This window comes from Pseudomonas sp. FG35 (assembly GCF_057809295.1).
Genome location: NZ_JBMDJR010000005.1, coordinates 272,999 through 298,774, shown reverse-complemented (window position 1 = coordinate 298,774; position 25,776 = coordinate 272,999). Strand labels below are relative to the sequence as shown.

The window sequence follows — 25,776 nt, the reverse complement described above, 5'->3', positions numbered from 1 at the left end:
GGAGAGGGATCTTTACAACGGGTTACGGCAACGCGGCGACGATGGAGATCTCGACCAGAATGCTCGGCTTGGCCATCTTCGCTTCAACCGTAGCACGGGCCGGAGCGGCGCCTTTGGGCAGCCACTGGTCCCACACTGAATTCATGCCGGCAAAGTGCGCCTCGATGTCGTTCAGGTAGATCGTCGCCGACAGCAGGTGCTGTTTGTCGGTGCCGGCCAGATCGAGCAGGCGCTCGATGTTGGCGAGTACGTCACGGGTCTGCTGTTCGACACCGGCGTTGAAGTCATCGCCGACCTGCCCGGACAGGTACACCGTACCGTTGTGGCTGACGATCTGACTCATGCGCTCATTGGTGAGCTGGCGCTGGATTGCCATGCTTTGCGGACTCCTGGGTGGTGTTGCCATAACGGGAAATATCGAGGCCTTCGGCGCTGATCTGTGGCTTTTTCTTCGCCATCAGGTCGGCCAGCAAGCGACCGGAACCGCACGCCATGGTCCAGCCGAGGGTGCCGTGACCGGTGTTCAGGAACAGGTTCTTGAACGGGGTGGCGCCGACGATCGGCGTGCCATCCGGGGTAGTTGGACGCAGGCCGGTCCAGAAACTCGCTTCGGCCAGATTGCCGCCCTGAGGATAAAGGTCGTTGACGATCATCTCCAGGGTTTCGCGCCGACGCGGGTTGAGCGACAGGTCAAAACCGGCGATCTCCGCCATGCCGCCGACGCGGATGCGGTTGTCGAAACGGGTGATCGCGACCTTATAGGTCTCGTCGAGAATGGTCGAAGTCGGGGCCATGGCCGGGTTGGTGATCGGCACAGTCAGCGAGTAGCCCTTCAACGGATACACCGGGGCCTTGATGCCCAGCGGCTTGAGCAGTTGCGGGGAGTAGCTGCCGAGGGCCAGCACGTAGCGGTCGGCGGTTTCCAGCTTGCCGTCGATCCACACGCCGTTGATGCGGTCACCGGCGAAGTCGAGGCGCTGGATGTCCTGACCGAAACGGAATTCCACACCGAGCTTGATGGCCATTTCGGCGAGGCGGGTGGTGAAGATCTGGCAGTCGCCGGTCTGGTCGTTCGGCAGGCGCAGGGCACCGGCGAGGATGTCGGTGACACCGGCCAGCGCCGGTTCGACGCGGGCAATGCCGGCGCGGTCGAGGACTTCGAACGGCACGCCGGACTCTTTCAATACGGCGATGTCCTTGGCGGCGTTATCCAGTTGCGCTTGTGTGCGGAACAACTGGGTCGTACCGAGGCTGCGGCCTTCGTAGGCGATGCCGGTTTCAGCGCGCAGTTCGTCGAGGCAGTCGCGGCTGTACTCGGACAGACGCACCATGCGCTCCTTGTTCACCGCGTAACGGTTGGCGGTGCAGTTGCGCAGCATCTGCGCCATCCACAGGTACTGGTCGATGTCGGCGGTGGCCTTGATCGCCAGCGGTGCGTGGCGTTGCAGCAGCCACTTGATGGCTTTGAGGGGTACGCCCGGCGCGGCCCACGGCGAGGCGTAGCCCGGCGAGACCTGGCCGGCGTTGGCGAAACTGGTCTCCATGGCCGCGGCGGGCTGCCGGTCGACCACCACCACTTCAAACCCGGCACGGGCCAGATAGTAAGCACTGGCGGTACCGATGACGCCGCTACCCAAGACCATAACGCGCATTTTTGTATCCCTCATCGCGGCGTGCCGCGCATGTGTGTTGTCAGAGCAATGATGCGCGCAGTGTAAAAAAGATTTGCCAGTGCTTTTCACTGTATAAGCGCCTATATTTGGCGACAATTCTCGGCAAAAACCCTTTTCACGGAGGCGCATCCCCTATGCGTACCAACACTCAGACCAAACGTGAGCTGGACAAGATCGACCGCAACATCTTGCGGATCCTGCAGGCGGACGGGCGGATTTCATTCACCGAACTGGGCGAAAAGGTCGGGCTCTCCACCACGCCATGCACAGAGCGGGTGCGGCGCCTGGAGCGCGAGGGGATCATCATGGGCTACAACGCCCGCCTCAATCCCCAGCATTTGAAGGGTAGTCTGCTGGTGTTCGTCGAGATCAGCCTCGACTACAAATCCGGCGATACTTTCGAAGAGTTCCGACGTGCGGTGCTGAAATTGCCCCACGTGCTGGAATGCCATCTGGTTTCAGGGGATTTCGACTATCTGGTGAAGGCGCGGATTTCCGAGATGGCCTCGTACCGCAAGCTGCTGGGCGACATCCTGCTCAAGCTGCCGCACGTGCGCGAATCCAAGAGCTACATCGTGATGGAAGAAGTGAAAGAGAGCTTGAGCCTGCCGATTCCGGACTGAGCTCAGACCAGCACCTGCCGGTTTTCGGCCATGTACTCGAACACCTGTTTCTCGACTCGTGGATGAATCAGCTCCACCGGCCGCCGGCCGTTGGGGCACGGCAAGGTCTGGGTCGTTCCGAACAACCGACAGATCAACGGCCGCTCGTCATACACCGTGCAGCCATTCGGCCCTAGGTGCACACAGTTAAGTGCGTCCATGGCCGCGTCCTGCTCGGCGCGCGTCTTGCGCGGCAGGCGGGACATTTCTTCGGGTGAGGTGGTCACCGGCCCGCAGCAGTCATGGCAGCCCGGCACGCATTCGAACGTGGGAATCTGCTGACGCAGGGTGCGGATTGTCTGACTGTTGCAGCTCATTGCAGCGGTAACCGAAGCGGAATAGGCGGCAATTGTGCCGCAAAAGCCGTGATCCAGACACCACGGGCCGACCAATGTTGCCCAGCCTCGGGCCTGCGGCTTATGCTCCGTCAAATTTTCTCGACACCCGCTCAGGATGACGCCCATGAATGCCCGCGCCCAAGCCACCGCGAGCCAACCCCACGTTGCCTCTTATTACGCCGCCAGCAGCTTGCCGCAGCCCGACCATCCGGTGCTGAAAGGTGAACTGATCGCCGACGTGTGCGTGGTCGGTGGAGGTTTCTCCGGGCTGAACACGGCGCTGGAATTGGCTGAACGGGGTTTGAGCGTGGCGCTGCTGGAAGCGCACCGGATCGGCTGGGGCGCCAGCGGTCGCAACGGCGGGCAACTGATTCGCGGGGTCGGTCACGGCCTCGATCAGTTCGCCAACGTGATCGGCGCCGACGGCGTGCGTCAGATGAAGCTCATGGGCCTGGAAGCGGTGGAAATCGTCCGCCAGCGCGTCGAAAAATTTCAGATCCCCTGCGACCTGACCTGGGGTTACTGCGACCTCGCCAACAAACCTTCCGACCTTGAAGGTTTTGCCGAAGACGCCGAAGAGCTGCGCAGCCTCGGTTACCGCTACGAAACCCGACTGCTGCAAGCGAACGAAATGCACACTGTGGTCGGCTCCAGACGCTATGTCGGCGGTCTGATCGACATGGGCTCAGGGCATCTGCACCCGTTGAACCTGGCACTCGGCGAAGCCGCAGCGGCGCAACAACTCGGGGTGAAGCTGTTCGAGCAATCGGCGGTCACCCGCATCGACTACGGCCCCGAAGTCCGCGTACATACGGCGCAAGGTTCGGTGCGGGCAAAAACCCTGGTGCTCGGCTGCAACGCCTATCTCAATGGGCTGAATCCGCAACTCAGCGGCAAGGTACTGCCGGCCGGCAGCTACATCATTGCCACCGAACCGCTGAGCGAAGAGCAGGCCCACGCCCTGCTGCCGCAGAACATGGCGGTCTGCGATCAGCGGGTGGCGCTCGATTACTACCGGCTCTCGGCCGACCGCCGCCTGCTGTTTGGCGGCGCCTGCCATTACTCGGGGCGCGATCCGAAGGACATCGGCGCGTACATGCGGCCGAAGATGCTTGAAGTGTTCCCGCAGCTCGCGTCAGCGAAGATCGATTATCAGTGGGGCGGGATGATCGGCATCGGTGCCAACCGTCTGCCGCAGATTGGCCGGCTCGCCGATCAGCCGAATGTGTATTACGCCCAGGCCTATTCCGGCCACGGCGTGAATGCCACGCACCTGGCAGGCAAGCTGCTGGCCGAGGCCATCAGCGGCCAACACAGCGGCGGCTTCGACCTGTTCGCCAAAGTGCCACACATCACCTTCCCCGGCGGCAAGCATCTGCGCTCGCCGCTGCTGGCGTTGGGGATGTTGTGGCATCGGCTTAAAGAGCTGGTCTGAGATCGTTCCCACGCTCCTGCGTGGGAACGCTCCTTTCTAGACCCGCCAGAACGGCTTCAACCCCTCCTCCAGCGCCTGCTCCCGGGTCAACCCGATGTCCTTGAGCTGTTCCGGTGTCAGACGCAGCAACACCTTGCGCGTGTGCAGACGATGCCAGAACAGGTCCCAGCGACTCAGGCCGGACGGTGCGTTGCGCATGCTCTCGTTGCGCGCGTTGTCCTGTTGCCCTGCCTCCAGTTCCTGACTGTGTAACGTCAGCCGCACATCGCTCAAGCCGTTCATTTTCGTTGCTCCTGTTTACTTGGGTAGCCAGAGATTCCATGATGCGCGGGCGAGCAAAAGCATTACAGATTCAACACATCTGTATTATTTCCATACAGATTTGCTGTCTCTGCGACTGAATTGTCGATTTACGCCACATCTGTACTGGTTTAACGAATCATCTGCATCGAGGCAGTGCCATGACGCTCTATGTGAATCTCGCCGAACTGCTCGGCACCCGCATCGAACAAGGCTTCTACCGCCCCGGCGACCGACTGCCGTCGGTGCGCGCCTTGAGCGTCGAACACGGGGTCAGCCTGAGCACGGTGCAGCAGGCCTATCGGATGCTGGAAGACAGCGGCCTGGCCACGCCGAAACCCAAGTCAGGGTACTTCGTGCCAGTGGGTCGAGAGCTGCCTGAACTGCCGGCAGTCGGGCGTCCCGCGCAGCGGCCGGTGGAGATTTCCCAGTGGGATCAGGTGCTGGAACTGATTCGCGCCGTGCCGCGCAAGGACGTGGTGCAGCTGGGTCGCGGCATGCCGGACATCTCGTCGCCGACGATGAAACCGCTGCTGCGTGGGCTGGCCCGTATCAGCCGCCGTCAGGACATGCCCGGTCTGTATTACGACAACATCCACGGCACCCTCGAACTGCGCGAACAGATTGCCCGACTGATGCTCGATTCCGGCTGCCAGTTGAGCGCCAGCGATCTGGTGGTCACCACCGGTTGCCATGAAGCGCTGTCTACCAGCATCCACGCAATCTGCGAGCCCGGTGACATCGTCGCGGTGGATTCGCCGAGCTTCCACGGCGCCATGCAGACCCTCAAAGGGCTGGGCATGAAAGCCCTGGAAATCCCCACCGACCCGCTCACCGGCATCAGCCTCGAAGCGCTGGAACTGGCACTGGAACAATGGCCGATCAAGGTCATCCAGCTCACGCCCAACTGCAACAACCCGCTCGGCTACATCATGCCGGAGTCGCGCAAACGCGCCCTGCTCAACCTGGCCCAGCGCTTCGACGTGGCGATCATCGAGGACGACGTGTATGGCGAACTGGCCTACACCTACCCGCGTCCGCGCACGATCAAATCCTTCGACGAAGACGGTCGTGTGTTGCTGTGCAGTTCGTTCTCCAAGACCCTCGCGCCGGGGCTGCGCATCGGCTGGGTCGCGCCGGGTCGTTATCTTGAGCGGGTGCTGCACATGAAATACATCAGCACCGGTTCCACCGCGCCCCAGCCGCAGATTGCCATCGCCGAATTTCTCAAGTCCGGACACTTCGAACCGCATTTGCGGCGGATGCGCACGCAATACCAGCGCAACCGCGACGTAATGATCGACTGGGTGACCCGCTACTTCCCGGCCGGCACCCGCGCCAGCCGCCCGCAGGGCAGCTTCATGCTCTGGGTCGAATTGCCGGACGGTTTCGATACGCTGAAACTGAATCGTGCGCTGCACGATCAGGGCGTACAGATTGCCGTCGGCAGCATCTTTTCCGCCTCGGGCAAGTACCGCAATTGCCTGCGCATGAACTACGCTGCCAAACCGACACCGCTGATCGAAGAAGCGGTGCGCAAGGTCGGTGCGGCAGCGATCAGACTGCTGGCCGAGGCCGACTGACTTTTACCGAGCAAAAAGCGTCCATATGCCCAACTCTGCCGCCAACCGGAACGATCCCACGTGAGTTTCAGACAGCCCCTACTCGCTCTGCTGCTACTCGCCTCGTTCCTGGGCGGTTGTGCGTCCCTCGACGTACCGCGCGAACCAAGCCAGGCCTTGCCGGCCTCCGACTCCGCTTTCGGCCGTTCGATCCTGGCCCAGGCGGCGCCCTACAAGGGCCAGTCCGGCTTTCGCCTGCTGTCCAACAGCACCGAAGCTTTCACCGCCCGCGCCGAACTGATCCGCAACGCGCAACGCAGCCTCGACTTGCAGTACTACATCGTCCATGACGGCATCAGTACGCGAATGCTGGTGGAAGAAGTGCTGAAGGCGGCCGATCGTGGCGTGCGGGTGCGGATCCTGCTGGACGACACCACCAGTGACGGCCTCGATCTGATCATCGCCACGCTGGCGGCGCATCCGCAGATCCAGATCCGTCTGTTCAATCCGCTGCACCTGGGGCGCAGTACCGGCGTGACCCGGGCGGCCGGGCGGCTGTTCAATCTGTCGCTGCAACACCGGCGGATGCACAACAAGTTGTGGCTGGCGGACAACAGCGCGGCCATCGTCGGCGGACGCAATCTGGGCGATGAGTACTTCGATGCCGAGCCCAACCTGAACTTCACCGATATCGACATGCTCAGTGTCGGGCCGGTCGCCGAGCAGCTCGGGCACAGTTTCGATCAGTACTGGAACAGCGCCCTGAGCAAGCCGATCGACGAGTTCCTCTCCAGCAAACCCTCGGCCAAAGACCTGCAGAACACCCGCACGCGCCTGGAAGAATCCCTGGAAGAGACCCGCAAACAGAATCACGCGCTGTATCAGCAACTGATGACCTACCGCACCGATCCGCGCATGGACATCTGGCGCAAAGAGCTGATCTGGGCCTGGAACCAGGCGCTGTGGGATGCACCGAGCAAAGTGCTGGCCAAGGGCGAACCCGATCCGCAATTGCTGCTGACGACCCAACTGGCGCCGGAGCTGATCGGCGTCAGCAAGGACCTGGTGATGATTTCTGCCTACTTCGTGCCGGGGCAGCCGGGGCTGGTCTACTTGACCGGCCGCGCCGATGCCGGGGTGGCGGTGAGCCTGCTGACCAACTCGCTGGAAGCCACCGACGTGCCAGCGGTGCACGGTGGTTATGCGCCGTATCGCAAGGCGCTGCTGGAACATGGCGTGAAGCTCTACGAACTCCGGCGTCAGCCTGGGGATAACGACGGCAGCGGCCCGCACCTGTTTTACAGCAAGTCCTATCGCGGCTCGGATTCGAGCCTGCACAGCAAGGCGATGATCTTCGACGGGAAGAAATCGTTCATCGGCTCATTCAATTTCGACCCGCGCTCGGTGCTGTGGAACACCGAAGTCGGGGTGCTGGTGGACAGTCCCGAACTGGCAGCCCACGTGCGCGAACTGGCCTTGCAAGGCATGGCTCCTGCCTTGAGCTACGAAGCGAAATTGCAGGACGGAAAAGTGGTGTGGGTCACCGAGGACAACGGCCAGATGCACACGCTGACCAAGGAGCCCGGCAACTGGTGGCGGCGCTTCAATGCGTGGTTCAGCACTACGGTGGGACTGGAGCGGATGCTGTAGCAACCCGCTCCAGCCGGCTTATCAAGCGGGCTCCGGCACCTTGCCGAACGCCCCTTGCCGCGACAGCAGTATCACCAGCCCGAACGCCCCGGCCGCCATCAGCCACGGCAATGCATGCCCGCTGATCCACTGACTGCCAGCCCCCGCCATCAACGGCCCGATCAGACAACCGACGCCCCACAGCTGCGCGACGTGCGCGTTGGCGCGCACCAGCGCATCGTCGCGGTAGCGCTCGCCAATCAAAATCAGCGACAGGGTGAACAGGCCACCCGCACTGGCGCCGAACAGCACCCACAACGGCCAGATCAGCAAGGTGTCGAGCAGCATCGGAATCGCCAGACTCGACAACATCAATACCACGGCGCAACCGGTAAACAGGGTTCGCCGTGACAGATAATCGGCCAGCGCACCGATGGGCAATTGCAGCAGCGCATCGCCCACCACCACGGTGCTGACCATCGCCAGCGCGATTTCAGCGGTGAAGCCCTGTTGCAGGCAATACACCGGCAACAGCGTCAGGATCATTGCTTCGAATGCGGCGAACAGCGACACCGCCCAGGCGATGGCCGGCAGCTCGCGAGCGAAGCCCCACAGATCGCCGAAGGTCACGCTGCTGGCCTCGCTGCTTGGCGCGCCGCTGCGGCCCAGCAGCAGAAACGGCGAAGCGATCAGCAGAGCGACACCCACCCAGAAACCGTAATCGTGATCGGTGCCGAGTGCGCCCAACAGCAACGGACCAGACAGTTGGCTCAGCGCATAACTGCTGCCATACAGCGCGACCAATCGCCCGCGCCAGTGCTCGACCACCAGTTGATTGATCCAGCTCTCGCCGAGGATGAACACGATGGTCAGAACCACGCCGATCATCAGCCGCAATACCAGCCAGATCGGGTAGCTCGGCAGCAGCGCCAGCAACCCGATGGACAACGCCCCGGCCCACAGGCACAGGCGCATCAGGTTCGCGGTGCCGAAGCGCGCGGCCAGATGACTGGAAACCTTCGCCCCCAGCAACACGCCAATGGCCGGCATCGCCGCCATCACGCCAATGGCGAACGAGCCGTAGCCCCAGCTCTCCAGGCGCAACGACACCAGCGGCATGCTGACCCCAAGGGCCAGGCCAACACTCAAGACAGACGCCAACACGGCGAAATACGTCGCCCAACGCATGTTCCACGCTCCTGTGGATAATTTTTATGTGCACCACAAAAGACTGTGGGAGCGAGCTTGCTCGCGATAACGGTTTCACATTCAGCAAATGTGCTGACTGATACACCGCTTTCGCGAGCACGCTCGCTCCCACAGGGATCTTTGTATCGTTCGGGAGCCCGCATCGGCAGGCTCCCTCAGCGATTTACAGCTTGATCCAGGTCGCCTTCAGCTCGGTGTATTTGTCGAACGCGTGCAGCGACTTGTCACGGCCGTTGCCCGACTGCTTGAAGCCGCCGAACGGTGCGGTCATGTCGCCGCCATCGTACTGGTTGACCCACACGCTGCCGGCCCGCAGGGCCTTGGCTGTCAGGTGCGCCTTGGAAATGTCCTGAGTCCACACCGCTGCCGCCAGGCCGTAAGGCGTGTCGTTGGCGATGTTGATCGCTTCCTCGGCGGTATCGAACGCAATGACCGACAGCACCGGGCCGAAGATTTCTTCCTGGGCAATCTTCATCGCATTGCTCACGCCGTCGAAAATCGTCGGCTCGACGTAGGTGCCACCGGTTTCCTGAAGAATGCGCTTGCCGCCGGCCACCAATTTGGCGCCATCGGAGTGGCCCGACTCGATGTAGGACAGCACGGTGTTCATCTGCTGGGTGTCGACCAGCGCGCCAACGTTGGTGGCCGGATCCAGCGGGTTGCCGGGTTTCCAGGTTTTCAGCGCCTCGATCACCATCGGCAGGAATTTGTCCTTGATCGAACGCTCGACCAGCAGACGCGAACCTGCGGTGCAGACTTCGCCCTGGTTGAAGGCGATGGCGCTGGCGGCGGATTCGGCGGCGGCCTGCAGGTCCGGTGCATCGGCAAACACGATGTTCGGGCTCTTGCCGCCGGCTTCCAGCCAGACGCGCTTCATGTTCGATTCGCCGGAGTAGATCATCAGCTGCTTGGCGATCTTGGTGGAGCCGGTGAACACCAGGGTATCGACGTCGTTATGCAGCGCGAGCGCCTTGCCGACGGTGTGGCCGTAGCCCGGCAGCACGTTCAGCACGCCTTTCGGGATGCCGGCCTCGACCGCCAGTTCGGCGATGCGGATGGCGGTCAGCGGGGATTTTTCCGACGGTTTGAGGATCACCGAGTTACCGGTCGACAGGGCCGGGCCGAGTTTCCAGCAGGCCATCATCAGCGGGAAGTTCCACGGCACGATGGCGCCAACCACGCCCACTGGTTCGCGGGTTACCAGACCCAGTTGGTCGTGCGGGGTGGCGGCGACTTCATCGTAGATCTTGTCGATCGCCTCACCGCTCCAGCTCAGGGCTTGCGCAGCGCCCGGCACGTCGATGTAGAGCGAATCGCTGATCGGCTTGCCCATGTCGAGGGTTTCGAGCAGGGCCAGTTCCTCGGCGTGCTGCTTGAGCAGGCCGGCGAAACGGATCATGGTGGCTTTGCGTTTGGTCGGTGCCAGGCGTGACCACACGCCGGAATTGAAGGTGGCGCGGGCGTTTTCCACGGCGCGCTGGGCGTCGTCGGCGTCACAGCTGGCAATCTTGCCCAGCAGACGGCCATCGACCGGGCTGATGCACTCGAAGGTCTCGCCGGAGACGGCATCGGTGTACTCGCCATTGAGGTAGGCGCGGCCTTCGATCTTCAGGTCGCGGGCGCGTTGTTCCCAGTCGGCACGAGTCAGGGTGGTCATTCGAGTGTCCTCCTCTTGTTCAATACGAGCGCCGCGATCGTCGCGGTCGTCCTCAGGAATACTGCCCGGCCAGCCTGCTTTCGGCCCAAGGCATCCGCCACCCTAAACCAGCGGCCGGGGTTGTTTCAATATATTTGACATAAGCTCGCCATACGGCCTTGCGGCGTTCAATTTAATCAACATAGACTTTGGCCCTTTCACGCCATCGCGCCGTCATTACGGGAGAAAACAACAATGAACATCCAGAACGTCGTCGACATCAGCCTGACCACAACCGAAGCCGAACGCTATCGCCCGGACCCGGCCAAAGTGCTCAAGGGCGATCCCGAACAAGCGGTGTTCAATCAGTACGACAGCCCTTGCGGGCAGATGGGCGTCGGCGTGTGGGAAGGTGCGGTCGGGCAGTGGACGGTGAACTACACCGAGCACGAATACTGCGAGATCCTGCAAGGCGTTTCGGTGCTGCGTGACGGCGAAGGCAATGCCAAGACCCTGCGCGTCGGTGATCGCTTCGTGATTCCGGCCGGTTTCCGTGGCACCTGGGAAGTGCTGGAAGCCTGCCGCAAGGTCTATGTGATCTTCGAACAGAAGGCCTGAGGCCTTTCGCCAGGCAACAAAAAAGGCCCGTATCGTGAGATACGGGCCTTTTTCGTAAGTCGGGAAAAATCAATTACTTGATTTTGCCTTCCTTGTAGATCACGTGCTTGCGAACAACCGGATCATATTTCTTGATCTCGATTTTGTCCGGGGTAGTACGCTTGTTCTTGTCGGTAGTGTAGAAGTGACCAGTACCGGCGCTCGAGATCAAACGAATCAATTCACGCATGATTAGCTCCCTTAAACCTTGCCGTCGCGACGCAGCTCGGCCAGCACAACGCTGATGCCACGCTTGTCGATGATACGCATGCCTTTGGCGGAAACGCGCAGGCGTACGAAACGTTTCTCTTCTTCAACCCAGAAGCGGTGATGCTGCAGGTTCGGCAGGAAACGACGACGGGTTTTGTTGTTTGCGTGGGAAATGTTGTTCCCAGTCACCGGACCCTTACCGGTAACTTGACATACTCTAGACATGCCTCAGCCCTCTAAAACCACATGCCCAACCCGGCATGGGTTGGCCGCTTAATCTCTAGTCATTGTGGCGCCAGGCGCCGCGATTCTTTAGAGGTCTTACCGGCTACACCTACAAGCGAAGGAACCGGGCCCCTAGAAAAGAGCGCTGCTTTATACCAGAAAGACCACGGAGCAACAACTTTCCGTGTGGAAAGAATGGCTAAAAAGCCGCTTTTTCCGGCTGAAAGCGCTTTGGGCAAAGGCTGCCGGCAATTTTTACCATTCGTCGAAGAAAACCGATCATACCCGCGATCGAGACTTTTCCCATCGCCTCTTCCGACAAATCCTCAGCCGCACAGTCCCGAAAATGCAAAAAGGGGATAGTCATTTGCAATCGCGACCACTAGGGTAGGCTTTTTCCAGACTGCACTTGCAGATGGGCCTTCGATCTGTAAAGGAAGCCGACCATGCGCCTCGCTGCCCTCCCCCTGCTCTTCGCCCCGCTGTTACTGAGTCCACTGGCCCAGGCCGCCGCCTTGAGCGTCTGCACCGAGGCCAGTCCCGAAGGCTTCGACGTGGTGCAGTACAACTCGTTGACCACCACCAACGCCTCGGCCGACGTGCTGATGAATCGGCTGGTGGACTTCGACACCGCCAGCGGCAAGGTCGTCCCGAGCCTGGCCGACAGCTGGGAAGTCAGCACCGATGGCCTGACCTACGTGTTCAAGCTGCACCCGCAGGTGAAGTTCCACACCACCGACTACTTCAAGCCGACCCGCGAACTGACCGCCGAAGACGTCAAATTCAGCTTCGACCGCATGCTCGACCCGGCCAACCCGTGGCACAAGGTCGCCCAGAGCGGCTTCCCGCACGCCCAGTCGATGCAGTTGCCGAGCCTGATCAAGAAGATCGACGCACTGGATCCGCTGACCGTACGTTTCACTCTCGACCACCCGGACTCGACGTTTCTGGCCACCCTGAGCATGGGATTCGCCTCCATTTATTCTGCTGAATACGCCGACAAGCTGCTGAAGGCTGGCGCGACCGATAAGCTCAACAGCCAACCGGTCGGCACTGGCCCGTTCGTGTTCACCCGCTTCCAGAAAGACGCCTCGATCCGCTACAAGGCCAACCCGGACTACTTCCGCGGCAAACCGGCAGTGGACCCGCTGATCTTCGCCATCACCCCGGACGCCAACGTGCGCCTGCAAAAACTGCGGCGCAACGAGTGCCAGATCGCCCTGTCGCCAAAACCATTGGACGTACAGGCCGCGAAGCAGGAGCCGACGCTGAAAGTCGAAAAGACTGACGCGTTCATGACCGCCTTCGTCGGCATCAACAGCCAGCATCCACCACTGGATAAACCGGAAGTGCGCCAGGCGATCAACCTCGCCTTCGACAAGGCCAACTACCTCAAGGCTGTATTCGAAGACACCGCCGAAGCCGCCAACGGTCCGTATCCGCCGAATACCTGGAGCTACGCGAAAAACCTGCCGGGTTACGCCCACGACGTGGACAAGGCCAAGGCACTGCTCGCCAAGGCTGGATTGAAGGACGGTTTCCAGACCACCATCTGGACGCGCCCGTCCGGCAGCCTGCTCAATCCGAATCCGAGCCTCGGCGCACAACTGCTGCAATCGGATCTGGCAGAAATCGGCATTCAGGCGGAAATCCGCGTGATCGAATGGGGCGAACTGATCCGTCGCGCCAAGGCTGGCGAACATGACCTGCTGTTCATGGGCTGGGCCGGCGACAACGGCGACCCGGACAACTTCCTCACCCCGCAGTTTTCCTGCGCGGCGGTCAAATCCGGCACCAACTTCGCCCGCTATTGCAATGCCGACCTGGACAAGCTGATCAGCGCCGGCAAGACCACCAGCGAACAAGGCGTACGTACCAAACTGTACGAACAGGCACAGGCGCAGATCCAGCAGCAGGCCTTGTGGCTGCCGCTGGCGCATCCGACTGCGTATGCGCTGACGCGTAAAGACGTGCAGGGTTACTCGGTGAGCCCGTTCGGGCGGCAGGACTACTCCAAGGTCACCCTCAAGTAATCCGCCCCGGCTTGCAGCAACTACAGTCGCTGCAAGCTACATCCAGCCACACTCCGCCATCGATAACGGTTCCCCATCGCCAACGATGAAGTGGTCGAGCACCCGCACATCGATCAGCTCCAAAGCCTTCTGCAAACGCTTGGTCAATAATCGATCAGCCTGACTCGGATCGCTGTTTCCCGACGGATGGTTATGACACAGGATCACCGCTGCCGCGTTGTTGGCCAGGGAACGCTTCACGACTTCCCGGGGATGCACGGCGGTGTTGTCGATCGAGCCGCGAAACAGAGCCTCGAAGGTGAGCACTTGATGCTTGGAATCCAGAAACAAGCAACCAAATACCTCGTGCGGCTCGTGGCGCAGCATGACTTTGAGGTAATCACGAACCACTTGTGGGTTTTCAAGCGCTGTTTTTTGCCGTGAACGCTCGGCCAGATGTCGCTTGCTCATTTCTTGAGCAGCTTGCAGCTGGGCGAACTTTGCAGGGCCGAGACCCAATTGCTTGCTGAATGCTTCCTGATCGGCCTCAAGCAACAATCTCAAGCTGCCAAACTGATTCAACAAGTGCCGCGCCAGATCAACTGCACTTTTCCCCGGCACGCCGGTTCGCAGAAAAATCGCCAGCAGTTCCGCATCCGAAAGGCTCGCAGAGCCCTGTTCCAACAACCTTTCCCGCGGCCTTTCCGCCGCCGGCCAATCGCGAATACTCATACACATTCCTTGTCTGTGGGCGCCGCTGTTCCGTAGCGGTCGCTGTGATATCGTAGCCCATCTTTTTTGCGGGCGAATTCACTCTGGGGAGGGGGTTTCGCCACGTATGTCACCAACGAAATGAAAGGCAGACCTATGCAGCGGCTGTATCGGAAACGCATCGTTCTGGGCGTCGGCGGCGGCATTGCTGCCTACAAGAGCGCCGACCTTGTGCGCCGCCTGATCGACCAGGGCGCCGAAGTGCGCGTGGTCATGACCCGCGGCGGCAGCGAATTCATCACCCCGCTGACCATGCAGGCCCTGTCCGGCCACCCGGTTCACCTGGACTTGCTCGACCCGGCTGCTGAAGCCGCAATGGGCCACATCGAACTGGCCAAATGGGCCGATTTGGTGCTGATCGCCCCGGCGACCGCCGACTTGTTGGCCCGTCTGGCCCAAGGCATTGCCAACGACCTGCTGACCACGCTGGTGCTGGCCACCGATGCTATCGTCGCGGTCGCTCCGGCCATGAACCAGGCCATGTGGCGCGACCCGGCGACCCAGGCCAACCTGCAACTCCTTGAAAGTCGCGGCCTGAAGACCTTCGGCCCGGCCTCCGGCAGCCAGGCCTGCGGCGACGTCGGCATGGGCCGCATGATGGAAGCCACCGACCTGGCCCAGCTCGCGGCGGACTGCTTCCAGCGTCAGGCGTTGACCGGCAAACACGTAGTGATCACCGCCGGCCCGACCCAGGAAAACATCGACCCGGTGCGCTACATCACCAACCACAGCTCCGGCAAAATGGGTTTCGCCCTGGCGGAAGCGGCGGTGGAAGCCGGCGCCCGCGTCACGCTGATCAGCGGCCCGGTGCATTTGCCGACGCCGGATCGCGTCACCCGCATCGACGTGGTCAGCGCCCGCGACATGCTCGCCGCGTGTGAAGCCGCGATCCCTTGCGACATCTTTATCGCCTCGGCGGCAGTTGCGGACTACCGTCCGGAAGTCGTCGCCCCGCAAAAATTGAAGAAAGACCCTACGAGCGGCGACGGCTTCGTCCTGCAAATGGTGCGTAACCCGGACATCCTGGCCACCATCGCGACCCGTCCCGACCGTCCGTTCAGTGTCGGCTTCGCCGCCGAGACCGAACACCTGCTCGACTACGCTGCGCGCAAGCTGAAGGACAAGAATCTCGATCTGATCGTCGCCAACGACGTCGCCAACCCGAGCATCGGTTTCAACAGCGAAGAAAACGCCTGCAGCGTCATCGACCGTGCGCTGCACGCCACGGTTTTCGCCCAGACCAGCAAGAGCAAGATCGCTCGCCAACTGGTCACTTTTATCGCCGAACGTCTGAACCAGGTTTAATTTACATGCACGCTTTGCAAGCCAAGATCCTCGACCCACGCATCGGTACCGAATTCCCGCTGCCGCAATACGCCACACCGGGCTCCGCCGGCCTCGACCTGCGCGCCATGCTGCAAGAGGACATCGTGATCAAGCCGGGTGAAACCGTGCTGATCCCTACCGGTCTGTCGGTCTATATCGGCGATCCGAACCTCGCCGCGTTGATCCTGCCGCGTTCGGGCATGGGCCATAAGCACGGCATCGTGCTGGGCAACCTCGTCGGCCTGATCGACTCCGACTACCAGGGCCCGTTGATGGTGTCCTGCTGGAACCGTGGCCAGACCGAATTCACCATGCCGGTCGGCGAGCGCCTGGCTCAACTGGTACTGGTACCCGTGGTGCAGGCGCACTTCGAAATGGTTGAAGAGTTCGTCGAGACCGAGCGCGGCACGGGTGGTTTCGGCCATTCCGGCACCAAGTGATCGGCTGAAAACCCGTCGTGGCGAGGAGGCATTCCCCGCCACGAACTTCAAAATGTCATCTGCAAGGTTTAGCGCTGAAAATCAACGCATTGGCAGGCCAACACCACGCCGGACAAGGCGTCATGGCCCTTTCACACCACGAACTCTCTGTGAAAACCGCCGTCATACCCTTCAGTTTGAACTTGCCGTCGAATAGTCGTCGGTGTGTCCAGCCACTTTCGAGATGGAGCATTTTCGCAGATGAGCACCCCCGCCCAAGTCGCCCCGAAGCTTCCCGACAGCATCTTCCGCGCCTATGACATTCGCGGCACCGTGCCGGAATTCCTCAATGGCGAAACCGCCTACTGGATCGGCCGCGCCATCGGCTCCCAGAGCCTGGCCCAGGGCGAACCGAACGTGTCCGTCGGCCGTGACGGCCGTCTGTCCGGTCCGGAACTGGTTGCCGAACTGATCCGCGGCATCGCCGAAAGCGGTTGCCATGTCAGCGACGTCGGCCTGGTGCCGACGCCGGCGCTGTACTATGCCGCCAACGTGCTGGCCGGCAAATCCGGCGTGATGCTCACCGGCAGCCACAACCCGTCGAACTACAACGGCTTCAAGATCGTTATCGCCGGCGACACCCTCGCCAACGAACAGATTCAGGTCCTGCATGAACGCATCAAGACCGGTAATCTGAGCAGCGGCACGGGCAGCGTGACCCAGGTCGAGATCCTCGACCGCTACACCACTGAAATCGTCCAGGACATCAAACTGGCCCGCCGCCTGAAAGTCGTGGTCGACTGCGGCAACGGCGCAGCCGGCGTGATCGCCCCGCAACTGATCGAAGCGCTGAACTGCGAAGTCATCCCGCTGTTCTGCGAAGTCGACGGCAACTTCCCGAACCATCACCCGGACCCGGGCAAGCCTGAGAACCTCGTCGACCTGATCGCCAAGGTCAAGGAAACCAACGCCGACATCGGCCTGGCCTTCGACGGCGACGGCGACCGCGTCGGCGTGGTGACCAACACCGGCACCATCGTGTTCCCGGATCGCCTGCTGATGCTGTTCGCCCGTGACGTGGTGGCGCGCAACCCGGACGCGGAAATCATCTTCGACGTCAAATGCACCCGTCGCCTGATCCCGCTGATCAAGGAATATGGCGGTCGGCCGCTAATGTGGAAGACCGGTCACTCGTTGATCAAAAAGAAAATGAAACAGTCCGGCGCACTGCTGGCCGGCGAAATGAGCGGGCACATTTTCTTCAAGGAACGCTGGTTCGGTTTCGACGACGGCATTTACAGCGCCGCACGGCTGCTGGAAATCCTCAGCAAGGAAAAATCTTCGGCCGAGGAGCTGTTCGCGACCTTCCCGAACGATATTTCCACGCCGGAAATCAATATCCATGTGACCGAAGAGAGCAAATTCAGCATCATTGATGCACTGCACGATGCGCAGTGGGGCCCAGGCGCCGACCTGACCACCATTGACGGCGTGCGGGTCGACTACGCCAAAGGCTGGGGCCTGGTGCGCGCATCCAACACCACACCGGTGCTGGTGCTGCGTTTCGAGGCCGATGACGAGGCTGAACTGCAGCGCATCAAGGCTGTGTTCCATGCCCAACTGAAACGCGTTGCACCTGATCTCCAACTACCGTTCTGATTGCTGATTCACCCGGAGCCCTGAATGACCCTCGAACGCGATGCCGCCGCCAACACTGCCAAGGTCCTGTCCGAAGCGCTGCCTTATATCCGCCGATACGTCGGCAAGACCCTGGTGATCAAATACGGCGGCAACGCGATGGAAAGCGAGGAGCTGAAAACCGGCTTCGCCCGCGACATCGTGCTGATGAAGGCCGTGGGCATCAACCCGGTAGTGGTGCACGGGGGTGGCCCGCAGATCGGTGATCTGCTCAAGCGCCTGTCGATTGAAAGCCATTTCGTCGATGGCATGCGCGTCACCGACGCCGCGACCATGGACGTGGTGGAAATGGTCCTCGGCGGTCAGGTCAACAAAAGCATCGTCAACCTGATCAACCGTCACGGCGGCAGCGCCATCGGCCTGACCGGTAAAGACGCCGGGCTGATTCGCGCGAAGAAGCTCACCGTCACCCGCCAGACCCCGGAGATGACCCAGCCGGAAATCATCGACATCGGCCATGTGGGCGAAGTGGTCGGGATCAACACCGAACTGCTGAACCTGCTGGTCAAAGGCAATTTCATCCCGGTGATCGCACCGATCGGCGTGGGTGAAAACGGCGAGTCGTACAACATCAACGCGGACCTGGTGGCCGGCAAGGTTGCTGAAGCGCTGAAAGCCGAGAAGCTGATGCTGCTGACCAACATCGCCGGCCTGATGGACAAGTCGGGCACCGTGCTGACCGGCCTGAGCACCCAGCAGGTCGACGACCTGATCGCCGACGGCACCATCTACGGCGGCATGCTGCCGAAGATCCGTTGCGCGCTGGAAGCGGTTCAGGGCGGTGTGGGCAGCTCGCTTATCATCGACGGCCGCGTACCGAACGCGATCCTGCTGGAAATCTTCACCGACACCGGTGTGGGTACGCTGATCAGCAATCGCAAGCGTCCGTAAGCGATAGCGCAAACAAGAAGACCCCGCTCAGCCTGGCTGAGCGGGGTCTTTTTTTGCCCTTGAAGAAGCGATCAGACGCCGAACTGGGCGCGATAGGCTTCAACGGCTGGCAGGTGCTGCTTGAGTTGCGGGTCGTCTGCCAGGAATTCCAGTACCTGGTTCAGCGACACGATGCTGATGACCGGGATGCCAAAATCACGCTCGACTTCCTGGATTGCCGACAGCTCGCCGTTGCCGCGCTCCTGACGGTTCAGGGCGATCAGCACGCCGGCGGCCTTGGCGCCGTCCTGGGAAGCGATGATCTGCATCACTTCACGGATCGCGGTGCCGGCGGTGATCACGTCGTCGATGATCAGCACGTCGCCGGTCAGCGGTGCGCCGACCAGGCTGCCACCCTCGCCGTGGGCCTTGGCTTCCTTGCGGTTGAAGCACCATGGCAAGTCACGGTTGTGGTGTTCGGCCAGTGCCACGGCAGTGGTTGCCGCCAGCGGGATGCCTTTATAGGCCGGGCCGAACAGCACGTCGAACGGAATGCCGCTCTCGGCGATGGCTGCGGCGTAGAAACGACCCAGCTGCGCCAGCGCGGAACCCGAGTTGAACAGGCCCGCATTGAAGAAGTAAGGACTGGTACGCCCGGACTTCAGGGTGAACTCACCGAAGCGCAAAACGCCGCGATCGATGGCAAAACGAATGAAATCGCGCTGATACGCTTGCATGAAAAAAACCCCAAATACCACGGATTTAGCTAATTAGCTTGACGCCGTGTATCATACACGCACGCGATTTTTGGGGCCATTTATGCGGATCATCAGTGTGAACGTCAATGGTATTCAGGCTGCAGTCGAGCGCGGTTTGCTCAGTTGGCTGCAAGCACAGAATGCCGACGTCATCTGCCTGCAGGACACCCGTGCCTCCGCCTTTGAACTGGATGACCCAGCCTTCCAACTGGACGGCTACTTCCTTTATGCCTGCGATGCTGAAGTCCCTGCCCAAGGCGGCGTGGCTTTGTATTCGCGGTTGCAACCGAAGGCTGTCATCAGCGGTCTCGGTTTCGAGACGGCCGACCGCTACGGGCGCTACCTGCAAGCAGATTTCGACAAAGTCAGTATTGCCACCTTGCTGCTTCCTTCGGGGATGAACGGCGATGAGGACTTGAACCAGAAGTTCAAGCTCATGGACGACTTCGGCAAGTACCTGGACAAACAGCGGCGCAAACGTCGCGAGTACATTTATTGTGGCTCGCTGTACGTCGCGCAGCAGAAGCTCGACATCAAGAACTGGCGCGACAGCCAGCAATCCCCGGGCTTCCTGGCGCCGGAGCGCGCCTGGATGGACGAGATTGTCGGCAACATGGGCTACGTAGATGCCCTGCGCGAAGTCAGCCGCGAAGGCGACCAGTACAGCTGGTGGCCGGACAACGAACAGGCCGAGATGTTGAATCTGGGCTGGCGCTTCGACTACCAGATCCTGACTCCGGGACTGCGGCGCTTCGTGCGCAGCGCACGCCTGCCACGTCAGCCACGGTTCTCGCAGCATGCACCGCTGATCGTCGACTACGACTGGACGCTGACCATCTGAGCGGCCTTTCGCAGACACAAAAAAACCGACATCACTGTCGGTTTTTTTGTGGGCGATCGTTCGTTATTTGATCAACCGCCAGGTGAACGGATAGCGGTAAGGGAAACCCTCGTTGGCTTTAACCCCACCGATAATTGTCAACACCAGCGCCGCGATGGCCAGCAGGCCAAACAGCACGAACCCGATAAGCAACAGCATCAGCACGAAGCAGATCATCGAAGCGATCGCCACGGTGATCTGGAAATTCAACGCTTCCTTGCCCTGGGCGTCGATGAACGGATCGGTCTCGCGTTTCATCTGCCACAGGACCAGCGGCCCGATCAGCGTGCCGAACGGAATCCAGATCCCCAGCAAGGCGGACAAGTGACAAAACATGGCCCATTGGCGAACCTCCTGGCTCGGCTTGGGCAGCAACTCTTGCTCATCACTCATCGTGTCCTCCTTGCGGGTTACGAACCTGCTCAGTCGGCCAGTGCAGCCTTTTGCAGTTCGAAGATCTCGTTCATGCCTTTCTTCGCCAGCTCCAGCATCGCGTTCAACTCTTCAGGCTGGAACGGCGCGCCTTCGGCAGTGCCCTGCACTTCGATGAAACCACCGGTGCTGGTCATCACCACATTGAGGTCGGTCTCGGCAGCGGAATCTTCAAGATAGTCCAGATCCAGCACCGGCTCGCCCTGGTACATGCCCACGGAAACGGCGCCGATCATTTGCTTGAGCGGGTCGCCGCCTTTCAGGCCGCCGCGCTTCTTGATCACTTTCAGTGCATCGACCAGCGCAACCATGGCGCCGGTGATCGACGCGGTGCGGGTACCGCCGTCAGCCTGGATCACGTCGCAGTCGACGTAAAGGGTGACGTCGCCCAGCTTGGACATGTCCAGCGCGGCGCGCAGGGAACGACCGATCAGGCGCTGGATTTCCAGGGTACGGCCGCCCTGCTTGCCGCGGCTCGCTTCACGCTGGTTACGCTCGCCGGTGGCGCGCGGCAACATGCCGTATTCGGCGGTCAGCCAACCCTGGCCCTGGCCTTTGAGGAAACGCGGCACGCCGTTCTCGACGCTGACGGTGCAGATGACTTTGGTATCACCGAATTCGACCAGTACCGATCCCTCGGCGTGTTTGGTGTAGTTGCGGGTAATGCGGATCGAGCGGAGCTGATCGGCAGCGCGACCACTTGGACGTTTCATAGGAGATACCTGTACTGGGGACGGAAAACTGCGGAGCATTATAGAGCTGTGCACCGCGCCTGGGCACTCGTTAAAAAATCCGGCCGACGACCGAAGGCCCTGAAGCGCGCTTTGCCGACGGCCTGCAGCCCTTTGTCACACCGTGTGTTTGGGCGCATCCGCCGCACTGCGCTACAATCCTGCGCCTTTGCTGCCAGTCGGCTTAAATTCATTGATATCGAGCTGCGGAGCTTCCATTCGCGCCGATCTGTATCGCGAGGTCACCCCATGGTGCACAGCATGACCGCCTTCGCCCGCGTCGAAAAAGCCGGCGTTCAGGGCACCCTGAGCTGGGAACTGCGCTCGGTCAACAGCCGCTACCTGGAACCCCACCTGCGCCTGCCTGAGTCGTTCCGCGACCTCGAAGGCGCCGTCCGCGAAGCCCTCCGCCAGGGCCTGTCGCGCGGCAAACTGGAATGCACCCTGCGCTTCACCGAGGAAAGCACCGGCAAGCCGTTGCAGGTGGATCGCGAGCGCGCCGCGCAACTGGTCGCCGCGGCCGAAACGGTTGCCGGCCTGATCAAGAATCCGGCGGCGCTGAACCCGTTGGAAGTGTTGGCCTGGCCAGGCGTACTGGTCGCCGACGCCACCGACCCGCAGGCGCTGAACGCCGAGGCGCTGGCCTTGTTCAATCAGGCTCTGAAAGACCTCAAGGCCGGCCGCGAGCGCGAAGGCGCGGAGCTCGCCCGCCTGATCAATGATCGCCTGACCTCCATCGAGGAAGATGTGGTGACCCTGCGCGAACTGGTTCCGCAGATGCTCGCCACCCAGCGTCAGAAAGTCCTCGACCGCTTTGCCGACATGAAGGCCGAACTGGACCCGCAGCGCCTGGAACAGGAAATGGTCATCCTCGCGCAGAAGAGCGACGTGGCCGAAGAACTGGATCGCCTGAGCACCCACATCATTGAAGTTCGCCGGGTGCTGAAATCCGGCGGGGCCGCCGGCCGGCGCCTGGACTTCCTGATGCAAGAGCTCAACCGCGAAGCCAACACACTGGGCTCCAAGGCCTTCGACCCGCGCAGCACACAGGCAGCGGTCAACCTCAAGGTGTTGATCGAGCAGATGCGCGAACAAGTGCAGAATATTGAGTAAGGCTACCCCGACATGACCCACAGCACCGGCACCCTGTACATCATTTCCGCCCCTTCGGGTGCGGGCAAGAGCAGTCTGGTCAAGGCCCTGACCGACACCAATCCGGACATTCGCGTCTCGATTTCCCACACCACCCGCGCCATGCGCCCGGGTGAAGTGGACGGCGTGAACTATCACTTCGTGACCCGCGAAGAGTTCGTGAAAATGGGCGAGCACGGCGATTTTCTGGAACGCGCCGAAGTCTTCGGCAACTTCTACGGCACCTCGCAAAGCCGCCTACAGCAGACCCTGGACGAAGGCCACGACCTGATTCTGGAAATCGACTGGCAAGGCGCCGAGCAAGTGCGCAAGCTGATGCCGCAGGCCCGTTCGATCTTCATCCTGCCGCCATCACTGCAGGCCCTGCACCAGCGCCTGACCAACCGTGGCCAGGACAGCGACGAGATCATCGATGGCCGGATGCGTGAAGCGGTCAGCGAAATGAGCCACTACGTCGAGTACGACTACCTGATCATCAACGACGATTTCGCCCATGCGCTGGACGATCTGAAGGCGATTTTCCGCGCCAATCAGTTGCAACAGAAACGTCAGCAAGTGCGTTTCGGCAAATTGCTGGCTGAATTGCTGGGCTGAAACAGCACTTCCCAAAACCGCTGCAAGGGCTTTACATTGGCACTTGCAGCGCGTTGAAGAGTCTGGTCAAAAAATCAGCGCTTCCCTAATCGCTGGTGATTTTTTAAACTGTTGAGTCCGCTCGCCCAACCGGGCAGCGCGCATATTGCATTCGCTCCGAGGAATACCATGGCCCGCGTAACCGTTGAAGACTGCCTAGAACACGTGGAAAACCGCTTTGAGCTGGTCATGCTCTCTACCAAGCGTGCCCGTCAACTGGCCACCGGCGGCAAAGAGCCCCTGGTTCAGTGGGAAAACGACAAACCGACCGTAGTTGCGCTGCGTGAAATCGCTGAAGGCCTGATGAGCTACGAGTTCATCGCCGAGCAGGAAATCGTCCACGAAGACCCTGTCTTCGCTGCGTTCGAGGACGAGTCCAACGAGGCCGTCTAAGCCTATGCCTGGTCGACGTAGCACGGCGCGGGATCACAGCCTACGGCAGGAGTTATCATGCCGAGCATAGACGCCCTCGCCGATCGCTTATCGACCTACCTCGGCAACGACCAGGTCAACCTGGTCCGCCGAGCGTATTTCTACGCCGAACAAGCCCACGACGGCCAACGCCGCCGCAGCGGCGAGGCGTACGTCACGCATCCTCTTGCCGTGGCGAATATTCTTGCCGACATGCACATGGACCATCAGAGCCTGATGGCTGCGATGCTGCATGACGTGATCGAAGACACCGGTATCGCCAAGGAAGCGCTGCAAGCGCAGTTCGGTGAAACCGTGGCCGAACTGGTCGACGGGGTCAGCAAACTGACCCAGATGAACTTCGAGACCAAGGCCGAAGCCCAGGCTGAAAACTTCCAGAAGATGGCGATGGCGATGGCACGCGACATTCGCGTGATCCTGGTCAAGCTCGCCGACCGCCTGCACAACATGCGCACGCTGGAAGTGCTGTCCGGCGAGAAACGCCGGCGCATCGCCAAGGAAACCCTCGAGATCTACGCCCCTATCGCCAACCGGCTGGGCATGCACGCGATCCGCATCGAATTCGAAGACCTCGGCTTCAAGGCGATGCACCCGATGCGTTCCGCGCGGATCTACCAGGCCGTCAAGCGCGCCCGGGGCAACCGCAAGGAAATCGTCAACAAGATCGAAGAATCCCTCGGCCACTGCCTCGCCATCGACGGCATCCAGGGTGAAGTCAGCGGTCGCCAGAAACACCTCTACGGCATCTACAAGAAAATGCGCGGCAAGCGTCGGGCCTTCAACGAGATCATGGACGTCTATGCGTTCCGGATCATCGTCGACAAGGTCGATACCTGCTACCGCGTGCTGGGTGCTGTACATAATTTGTACAAACCGTTGCCGGGACGCTTCAAGGATTACATCGCGATCCCCAAGGCCAACGGCTATCAGTCGCTGCATACCACGCTGTTCGGCATGCACGGCGTACCGATCGAAATCCAGATCCGCACCCGCGAAATGGAAGAGATGGCCAACAACGGCATCGCCGCCCATTGGCTGTACAAGTCCAGCGGCGACGAGCAGCCGAAAGGCACTCACGCCCGCGCCCGTCAGTGGGTCAAGGGCGTGCTGGAAATGCAGCAACGCGCCGGCAACTCGCTGGAATTCATCGAGAGCGTGAAGATCGACCTGTTCCCGGACGAGGTCTACGTGTTCACGCCCAAAGGCCGGATCATGGAGCTGCCCAAAGGCTCCACGGCGGTCGACTTTGCCTACGCGGTGCACACCGACGTCGGCAACAGCTGCATCGCCTGTCGGATCAACCGTCGTCTCGCGCCGCTGTCCGAACCGCTGCAAAGCGGCTCCACGGTCGAGATCGTCAGCGCCCCCGGCGCACGGCCGAACCCGGCGTGGCTCAACTTCGTGGTCACCGGCAAGGCGCGCACACACATCCGCCATGCGCTGAAACTGCAGCGCCGCTCCGAATCCATCAGCCTCGGCGAACGCCTGCTGAACAAGGTGCTCAACGGCTTCGACAGCGCGCTGGAACAGATTCCGGCCGAACGCGTGAAGGCGATGCTCACCGAGTACCGCCTCGAACTGATCGAAGACCTGCTCGAAGACATAGGCCTCGGCAATCGCATGGCCTACGTCGTGGCGCGCCGCCTGCTCGGCGAAGGCGAGCAACTGCCAAGCCCGGAAGGCCCGCTGGCGATTCGCGGCACCGAAGGTCTGGTCCTCAGCTACGCCAAATGTTGCACACCGATCCCGGGCGACCCGATTGTCGGTCACCTGTCGGCAGGCAAAGGCATGGTCGTGCACCTGGACAACTGCCGCAACATCAGCGAAATCCGTCACAACCCGGAAAAATGCATCCAGCTCTCGTGGGCCAAGGATGTCACCGGCGAATTCAACGTCGAACTGCGCGTCGAGCTGGAACACCAGCGCGGCCTGATCGCCCTGCTGGCCAGCAGCGTCAACGCAGCCGACGGCAATATCGAGAAAATCAGCATGGACGAACGCGATGGTCGCATCAGCGTTGTCCAGTTGGTGGTCAGCGTCCACGACCGTGTGCACCTGGCCCGCGTGATCAAGAAACTGCGCGCCCTGACCGGGGTGATCCGCATCACCCGCATGCGTGCATAACC

26 protein-coding genes and 1 pseudogene are annotated in these 25,776 nt (G+C 61.2%); 15 read left to right on the top strand and 12 right to left on the bottom strand.

What is annotated here, in order from left to right:
• Window positions 1-22: 22 nt before the first annotated feature.
• The gene (locus tag ACODTD_RS12705; RefSeq protein WP_039765240.1) at window positions 23-376 is read right to left on the bottom strand and encodes a RidA family protein; all 354 of its coding nucleotides are present in this window, start codon (window positions 374-376) and stop codon (window positions 23-25) included.
• On the bottom strand, window positions 348-1,652 hold the full coding sequence (gene dadA / locus ACODTD_RS12700) for a D-amino acid dehydrogenase (protein ID WP_011336544.1): 1,305 nt from the start codon (window positions 1,650-1,652) through the stop codon (window positions 348-350). The genes ACODTD_RS12705 and dadA overlap by 29 nt, the downstream gene beginning before the upstream one ends.
• 155 nt (window positions 1,653-1,807) lie before the next feature.
• On the opposite strand from dadA, the gene ACODTD_RS12695 reads away from it, so the two are divergent.
• On the top strand, window positions 1,808-2,296 hold the full coding sequence (locus ACODTD_RS12695) for an Lrp/AsnC ligand binding domain-containing protein (protein ID WP_003177284.1): 489 nt from the start codon (window positions 1,808-1,810) through the stop codon (window positions 2,294-2,296).
• 2 nt (window positions 2,297-2,298) lie between these two features.
• Here the strand turns inward: ACODTD_RS12695 and ACODTD_RS12690 are convergent, their stop codons facing one another.
• Window positions 2,299-2,652, bottom strand: a complete 354-nt coding sequence (locus ACODTD_RS12690; RefSeq protein WP_221615864.1) for a YkgJ family cysteine cluster protein — start codon at window positions 2,650-2,652, stop codon at window positions 2,299-2,301.
• A 145-nt stretch (window positions 2,653-2,797) separates the two neighbouring features.
• On the opposite strand from ACODTD_RS12690, the gene ACODTD_RS12685 reads away from it, so the two are divergent.
• The gene (locus ACODTD_RS12685; protein ID WP_221615804.1) at window positions 2,798-4,108 is read left to right on the top strand and encodes an NAD(P)/FAD-dependent oxidoreductase; all 1,311 of its coding nucleotides are present in this window, start codon (window positions 2,798-2,800) and stop codon (window positions 4,106-4,108) included.
• Between the two features lie 36 nt (window positions 4,109-4,144).
• Here the strand turns inward: ACODTD_RS12685 and ACODTD_RS12680 are convergent, their stop codons facing one another.
• Complete coding sequence (locus tag ACODTD_RS12680; RefSeq protein ID WP_201818792.1) at window positions 4,145-4,390, bottom strand: DUF1127 domain-containing protein; 246 nt, start codon at window positions 4,388-4,390, stop codon at window positions 4,145-4,147.
• A gap of 179 nt (window positions 4,391-4,569) precedes the next feature.
• On the opposite strand from ACODTD_RS12680, the gene ACODTD_RS12675 reads away from it, so the two are divergent.
• Both ACODTD_RS12675 and ACODTD_RS12670 read left to right on the top strand, forming a co-directional pair.
• Window positions 4,570-5,991: an aminotransferase-like domain-containing protein gene (locus ACODTD_RS12675; protein ID WP_221615805.1), complete on the top strand. Its 1,422-nt coding sequence runs from the start codon at window positions 4,570-4,572 to the stop codon at window positions 5,989-5,991.
• 60 nt (window positions 5,992-6,051) lie between these two features.
• Window positions 6,052-7,620: a phospholipase D family protein gene (locus ACODTD_RS12670; protein WP_201818788.1), complete on the top strand. Its 1,569-nt coding sequence runs from the start codon at window positions 6,052-6,054 to the stop codon at window positions 7,618-7,620.
• Window positions 7,621-7,641: 21 nt separating this feature from the next.
• Here the strand turns inward: ACODTD_RS12670 and ACODTD_RS12665 are convergent, their stop codons facing one another.
• Window positions 7,642-8,787, bottom strand: a complete 1,146-nt coding sequence (locus ACODTD_RS12665) for an MFS transporter (protein ID WP_285354293.1) — start codon at window positions 8,785-8,787, stop codon at window positions 7,642-7,644.
• 184 nt (window positions 8,788-8,971) lie between these two features.
• Window positions 8,972-10,465: an aldehyde dehydrogenase gene (locus tag ACODTD_RS12660; protein ID WP_201818784.1), complete on the bottom strand. Its 1,494-nt coding sequence runs from the start codon at window positions 10,463-10,465 to the stop codon at window positions 8,972-8,974.
• 234 nt (window positions 10,466-10,699) lie between these two features.
• Between ACODTD_RS12660 and ACODTD_RS12655 the strand changes: the two genes are divergently transcribed.
• Window positions 10,700-11,062 carry a cupin domain-containing protein gene (locus ACODTD_RS12655; protein WP_007954453.1) on the top strand — a complete coding sequence of 121 codons (363 nt, stop codon included), beginning with the start codon at window positions 10,700-10,702 and terminating at the stop codon, window positions 11,060-11,062.
• Window positions 11,063-11,135: 73 nt separating this feature from the next.
• Here ACODTD_RS12655 and rpmG read toward each other — a convergent pair whose 3' ends face one another.
• The gene (rpmG, locus tag ACODTD_RS12650; RefSeq protein WP_003177274.1) at window positions 11,136-11,291 is read right to left on the bottom strand and encodes a 50S ribosomal protein L33; all 156 of its coding nucleotides are present in this window, start codon (window positions 11,289-11,291) and stop codon (window positions 11,136-11,138) included.
• A gap of 11 nt (window positions 11,292-11,302) precedes the next feature.
• Window positions 11,303-11,536: a 50S ribosomal protein L28 gene (gene rpmB, locus ACODTD_RS12645; protein ID WP_003177273.1), complete on the bottom strand. Its 234-nt coding sequence runs from the start codon at window positions 11,534-11,536 to the stop codon at window positions 11,303-11,305.
• A gap of 446 nt (window positions 11,537-11,982) precedes the next feature.
• Between rpmB and ACODTD_RS12640 the strand changes: the two genes are divergently transcribed.
• Entirely contained in the window at window positions 11,983-13,569 is a 1,587-nt protein-coding gene (locus ACODTD_RS12640) for an ABC transporter substrate-binding protein (protein WP_221615806.1), read from the top strand.
• A 36-nt stretch (window positions 13,570-13,605) separates the two neighbouring features.
• On the opposite strand, the gene radC is transcribed toward ACODTD_RS12640, so the two are convergent.
• The gene (gene radC / locus ACODTD_RS12635; RefSeq protein ID WP_011336554.1) at window positions 13,606-14,280 is read right to left on the bottom strand and encodes a RadC family protein; all 675 of its coding nucleotides are present in this window, start codon (window positions 14,278-14,280) and stop codon (window positions 13,606-13,608) included.
• Window positions 14,281-14,415: 135 nt separating this feature from the next.
• Between radC and coaBC the strand changes: the two genes are divergently transcribed.
• From coaBC to argB, 4 genes and pseudogenes are all read left to right on the top strand, one after another.
• On the top strand, window positions 14,416-15,624 hold the full coding sequence (gene coaBC, locus ACODTD_RS12630) for a bifunctional phosphopantothenoylcysteine decarboxylase/phosphopantothenate--cysteine ligase CoaBC (RefSeq protein WP_085606127.1): 1,209 nt from the start codon (window positions 14,416-14,418) through the stop codon (window positions 15,622-15,624).
• 5 nt (window positions 15,625-15,629) lie between these two features.
• Window positions 15,630-16,085 carry a dUTP diphosphatase gene (dut, locus tag ACODTD_RS12625; RefSeq protein WP_011336556.1) on the top strand — a complete coding sequence of 152 codons (456 nt, stop codon included), beginning with the start codon at window positions 15,630-15,632 and terminating at the stop codon, window positions 16,083-16,085.
• A 261-nt stretch (window positions 16,086-16,346) separates the two neighbouring features.
• Window positions 16,347-17,723: pseudogene (locus ACODTD_RS12620) on the top strand (phosphomannomutase/phosphoglucomutase); the annotation flags it as partial.
• Window positions 17,724-17,747: 24 nt separating this feature from the next.
• Complete coding sequence (argB, locus tag ACODTD_RS12615) at window positions 17,748-18,653, top strand: acetylglutamate kinase (RefSeq protein ID WP_007954443.1); 906 nt, start codon at window positions 17,748-17,750, stop codon at window positions 18,651-18,653.
• A 71-nt stretch (window positions 18,654-18,724) separates the two neighbouring features.
• Here argB and pyrE read toward each other — a convergent pair whose 3' ends face one another.
• Complete coding sequence (gene pyrE, locus ACODTD_RS12610; RefSeq protein ID WP_011336558.1) at window positions 18,725-19,369, bottom strand: orotate phosphoribosyltransferase; 645 nt, start codon at window positions 19,367-19,369, stop codon at window positions 18,725-18,727.
• 82 nt (window positions 19,370-19,451) lie between these two features.
• On the opposite strand from pyrE, the gene crc reads away from it, so the two are divergent.
• Entirely contained in the window at window positions 19,452-20,231 is a 780-nt protein-coding gene (gene crc / locus ACODTD_RS12605; RefSeq protein WP_007920349.1) for a catabolite repression control protein Crc, read from the top strand.
• 63 nt (window positions 20,232-20,294) lie between these two features.
• Here crc and ACODTD_RS12600 read toward each other — a convergent pair whose 3' ends face one another.
• Both ACODTD_RS12600 and rph read right to left on the bottom strand, forming a co-directional pair.
• A complete protein-coding gene (locus ACODTD_RS12600) occupies window positions 20,295-20,663 on the bottom strand; it encodes a DUF4870 domain-containing protein (protein ID WP_007954441.1) in 369 nt (122 codons plus the stop codon).
• A gap of 29 nt (window positions 20,664-20,692) precedes the next feature.
• A complete protein-coding gene (rph, locus tag ACODTD_RS12595) occupies window positions 20,693-21,415 on the bottom strand; it encodes a ribonuclease PH (RefSeq protein ID WP_003229494.1) in 723 nt (240 codons plus the stop codon).
• A 267-nt stretch (window positions 21,416-21,682) separates the two neighbouring features.
• On the opposite strand from rph, the gene ACODTD_RS12590 reads away from it, so the two are divergent.
• The 4 genes from ACODTD_RS12590 (at window position 21,683) to spoT (ending at window position 25,774) form a co-directional block, all read left to right on the top strand.
• A complete protein-coding gene (locus ACODTD_RS12590) occupies window positions 21,683-22,546 on the top strand; it encodes a YicC/YloC family endoribonuclease (protein ID WP_011336560.1) in 864 nt (287 codons plus the stop codon).
• Window positions 22,547-22,558: 12 nt separating this feature from the next.
• Window positions 22,559-23,179, top strand: coding sequence for a guanylate kinase (gene gmk / locus ACODTD_RS12585; RefSeq protein WP_011336561.1), 621 nt, complete (start codon window positions 22,559-22,561; stop codon window positions 23,177-23,179).
• 168 nt (window positions 23,180-23,347) lie between these two features.
• The gene (gene rpoZ / locus ACODTD_RS12580; protein WP_003229503.1) at window positions 23,348-23,611 is read left to right on the top strand and encodes a DNA-directed RNA polymerase subunit omega; all 264 of its coding nucleotides are present in this window, start codon (window positions 23,348-23,350) and stop codon (window positions 23,609-23,611) included.
• Window positions 23,612-23,668: 57 nt separating this feature from the next.
• The gene (spoT, locus tag ACODTD_RS12575) at window positions 23,669-25,774 is read left to right on the top strand and encodes a bifunctional GTP diphosphokinase/guanosine-3',5'-bis pyrophosphate 3'-pyrophosphohydrolase (RefSeq protein WP_007954439.1); all 2,106 of its coding nucleotides are present in this window, start codon (window positions 23,669-23,671) and stop codon (window positions 25,772-25,774) included.
• Window positions 25,775-25,776: the final 2 nt, after the last annotated feature.